Source organism: Reyranella sp. (assembly GCF_050185545.1).
Lineage (GTDB): Bacteria > Pseudomonadota > Alphaproteobacteria > Reyranellales > Reyranellaceae > Reyranella.
This window is the reverse complement of record NZ_JBFWZI010000149.1, coordinates 12,418-16,465: the sequence shown is the minus strand read 5'-3', so window position 1 is coordinate 16,465 and position 4,048 is coordinate 12,418. Positions and strand designations below refer to the sequence as shown.

The 4,048-nt window shown below is 68.0% G+C and carries 4 protein-coding genes; all 4 read left to right on the top strand.

Going from position 1 to position 4,048, the window contains the following annotated elements:
* Positions 1 to 25: 25 nt before the first annotated feature.
* Entirely contained in the window at positions 26 to 1,126 is a 1,101-nt protein-coding gene (locus tag AB7O82_RS28555) for an ABC transporter ATP-binding protein (RefSeq protein WP_428620771.1), read from the top strand.
* A 127-nt stretch (positions 1,127 to 1,253) separates the two neighbouring features.
* On the top strand, positions 1,254 to 2,129 hold the full coding sequence (locus AB7O82_RS28550; protein ID WP_428543519.1) for an ABC transporter permease: 876 nt from the start codon (positions 1,254 to 1,256) through the stop codon (positions 2,127 to 2,129).
* Positions 2,130 to 2,990, top strand: a complete 861-nt coding sequence (locus tag AB7O82_RS28545; protein ID WP_428543517.1) for an ABC transporter permease — start codon at positions 2,130 to 2,132, stop codon at positions 2,988 to 2,990. It begins immediately after the preceding gene.
* 168 nt (positions 2,991 to 3,158) lie between these two features.
* Positions 3,159 to 4,048 (top strand): M20/M25/M40 family metallo-hydrolase (locus AB7O82_RS28540; protein ID WP_428543515.1); only part of this gene is annotated, 890 nt, incomplete at its 3' end.

Sequence of the window (4,048 nt, the reverse complement as noted above, 5' to 3'; positions counted from 1 at the left end):
CCCTTCGCCCGCACCGGAGGCCTAGGTGAGCACAGCGGCCGGCAAGGCTTCGGCCATATCGCTGCCGATCTCGATCCGAAACGTCACCAAGACCTACGGCAGCTTCACGGCCCTGGACAACGTCAGCCTCGAGATCGCGAGCGGCGAGTTCATCACCCTGCTGGGACCGTCGGGATCGGGCAAGACGACGCTGCTCATGGTGCTCGCCGGCTTCATCAGGCCCGACAGCGGCGAGGTCGGCTTCGGCGATCGCGACGTCTCGCTGGTGCCGCCGCACAAGCGCGACGTCGGCATGGTGTTCCAGAACTATGCCCTGTTTCCGCACATGACGGTCGCCGCCAACGTCGGCTACCCCTTGCGGCTGCGCAAGGTGGCCAAGGGGGAGATCGCCGACCGCGTGCAGAAGGTGCTGGAGCTCGTCCAGCTCGGCCAGCACGGCGGCCGTACCATCGACCAGCTCTCGGGCGGCCAGCGCCAGCGCGTCGCGCTCGCCCGCGCCATCGTCTTCGAGCCGCGCATCCTGCTCATGGACGAGCCCCTGTCGGCGCTCGACAAGAAGCTCAGGGAGGAGATGCAGATCGAGGTTCGTCACCTCCATCAGCGCCTCGGCATGACGACGGTCTATGTCACGCACGACCAGCGCGAGGCGCTGACCATGTCGGACCGTGTCGCGGTGATCGACCGGGGCTGTTTCCACCAGATCGGCAGGCCGCGCGACGTCTACGAGCGCCCGGAAAGCCGCTTCATCGCCGAGTTCATCGGCGAATCGCATCTGGTGGCGGTCTCGGTGCAGGGCGGCACCGCGCGCTACCGCGACAGGCCGCTGCAGCTGGCGGAGCCGCCACGCCACCCGTCCGGCCAGCAGTATCTCGTCATGCGCCCCGAGAAGCTGAGACTCCTCACCGGCGGCGACGATGGCCTCAACGTCTTCGAAGGGACGGCGCGGGAGGTCGTCTACCAGGGCGAGAGCTCGCTGCTCTATGTCGATCTGCCCGACGGCGTCGAGGTGGCGATCCGCCAACCGGCGACCAGCGTCGGGCCGGCGCTGCCGGGCCCGGGCACGCCGGTCCGGCTCGGCCTCCCGGCGGGCGACGCGATGGTGGTCCCCGGCGAGCGCACGGCATGACGACGAGCAGCCTCGCTGGCGAGGGGGACGAGCGCGACCGCGCCGCAGCTCATGACTCATGCCGACCGCGGGCGTCCCGCCCGCTGATGAGCATGAGCGGGCGGGACGCCCGCGGTCCCGAAGACCCATGACCAGCAAGGCATCGAACGAGGCCGCCTACCGCAGGCGCGAGCGCAGCGAGACGACGGCGCTGGCGGGGCTCGCCGTGCCGGGCCTGCTGCTCATCGGGGTCATCGCCCTGGCCCCGATCGCCTGGCTGTTCTGGCTCTCGTTCCGCAGCGGCTCCGACTTCACGCTCGAGCACTACGAGCGCCTGCTGCACCCGACCTACACGCTGACGCTGCAGACCACGTTCGAGCTGTCGTTCCTGGTCACGGCGATCTGCATCGCGCTCGGCTATCCGCTTGCCTATCTCATCGCGCAGGTTCGCCCCCGGCTCGCGGCGGTTCTCCTGCTGCTGGTGCTGTTCCCGGTTTGGACGTCGCTGCTCGTGCGCTGCTACGCCTGGCTCGTGCTGCTGCAGCGGCGCGGGGTGGTCAACAGCTGGCTCCAGGACATGGGCCTGATCGAGGCGCCTCTCAGGCTGATGCACAACTTCACCGGCACCACGATCGGCATGGTCCACATCATGCTGCCGTTCATGGTGCTGCCGCTCTATGCCACCATGCGCTCCATCGACCGCGACTACATGCGTGCGGCGGCGAACCTCGGCGCCTCGCCGGTGAACGCGTTCTGGCACGTGTTCGTGCCGCTGTCGCTTCCCGGCCTGTTCGCCGGCATCATCATCGTCTTCGTGCTGTGCCTCGGCTTCTACGTGACGCCGGCGCTGCTCGGCGGCGGGCGCGTGATGATGTGGTCGATGCAGATCGAGCGCAACGTCACCTATCACTCGGACTGGGGTGCCGCGAGCGCGCTCGGCGTCGTGCTGCTCGCCATGACGCTCGCCATCCTGTGGGGTGTCGGCCGGCTCATCGGCTTCGACCGCATCGTGGGAGGCCGCTAGATGCTGGGGCGGCCGGCGACGGAAACGCAGATCACCCACGGCCGCCGGCTGTGGCTCTACGGGCTGGCTGCGCTCGTCCTGCTGTTCCTGGTCCTGCCGAGCCTGCTCGTCATTCCGCTCAGCTTCTCGGATTCGCGCTACCTCGCGTTCCCGCCGCCCGGCTGGTCGACGCGCTGGTACGAGGCCTATTTCGGCGCCATCGAATGGCGCGACGCGACGGCGATCTCGTTCACCGCGGCGATCCTGACGATGGTCATCTCGACCACGCTCGGGACGCTGGCGGCCTATGGCATGCACGCCTCGCGCTCGCGCTTCACGCAGCTCGCCTACGCGACCTTCATGCTGCCGCTCATCATTCCTGGAATCCTGATCGCGATCGGCATTTTCCTCCTCTATGCCCATCTCGGGCTCAACAACACGCTCACCGGCATCGTGCTGGCGCATTCGGTGATGGCGATCCCGCTGGTCGTGATCCTGGTCGCCTCGAGCTTCAAGAGCTACGACATGAACCAGGAGATGGTGGCGCGCAGTCTCGGCGCCAGCCGCCCCTGGGCGTTCCTCACGGTGACCTTGCCGCAGATCAAGACCTCCGTGATATCGGCCGCGCTGCTCGCGTTCATCACCTCGCTCGACGAGGTCGTGATCTCGCTCTTCATCGCCGGCGGCGACAAGGCGACCCTGACGCGACGCATGTTCAACGCCCTGCGCGACGAGATCGACCCGACGATCGCCGCCATCTCGACGCTCCTGATCCTGATCTCGATCCTCCTGCTCGGCCTCACCCAGCTCCTGCAGCGATCGCCCAACCGGCAGGCGGCGGCTGTCGACGAACCCTCGCGGCGAAAATCCGCCAAGGCATAGCTGCCATCGTGATCGAGCCTGGCGACTCCGGCGACGCGCATTGCGAAGATCATGGCTGGGAGCGCGCCACTCCGATGGCGCTCTTCCTCTTGGTTGCACATTCCATGAGCGCCATCGGAGTGGCGCGCTCCCGGCGCATTCTTACGGGAGCGAACACGGAGACGGAAAATGGCGACGAGTGATCGCGAGCAGCTGAAGGCCTGGATCGACGAGGATCGCGACACGCTGGTCACCTTCCTGAGGGCCTTCGTGCGCTGCCGGAGCCCGAACCCGCCGGGCGACACGCGCTCGACAGCCGACTTCATCACCGGCGAGCTCGCCGCGCGCGGTCTCGACTATCGCATCATCGCGCCGCATCCCGAGATGCCGAACATCGTCGCGACCTTCGCCGGCAGCCAGCCCGGCAAGCATCTCGTGCTCAACGGCCATATCGACGTGTTTCCCGTCGCCGACGACGGCCTCGGATGGACCAAGGACCCGTGGGGCGGCGAGCTCGTCGATGGCAAGGTCTACGGCCGCGGCGCCGCCGACATGAAGTGCGGCACCTCGGCGTCGATCTGGACCTATATCTACCTGTCGCGGATCAAGGACCGCCTCAAGGGCCGCCTCACCCTCACGGCCGTTTCCGACGAGGAGACGTTCGGCCCCTACGGCGCCCGCTATCTCATGGAGCACCATCCGGAGGTGCACGGCGATGCGCTGCTCAACGGCGAGCCGTCGAGCCCCTTCAGCGTGCGCTTCGGCGAGAAGGGCCCGCTGTGGCTCGAGTTCACGGTGCGGACGGCGGGCGCGCACGGCGCCTACACGCACGCCACCGCGAGCGCCACCAAGATCGCCATGGCGCTGGCCACGCGCCTCGAGGAGGTGACGACGATCCGGCCCGAGATCTCCGACAACATCGCGCGCGCCATCGATGCCGGCCGCCCGACGATGGACCGCGCGATGGGCACAGGCGCGGGCGGCATCGTCGACAAGGTGACGCTCAACATCGGCACCGTCAGGGGCGGCGTGAAGGTCAACATGGTGCCGTCGAGCGCGGTGTTCGAGGTCGACATCCG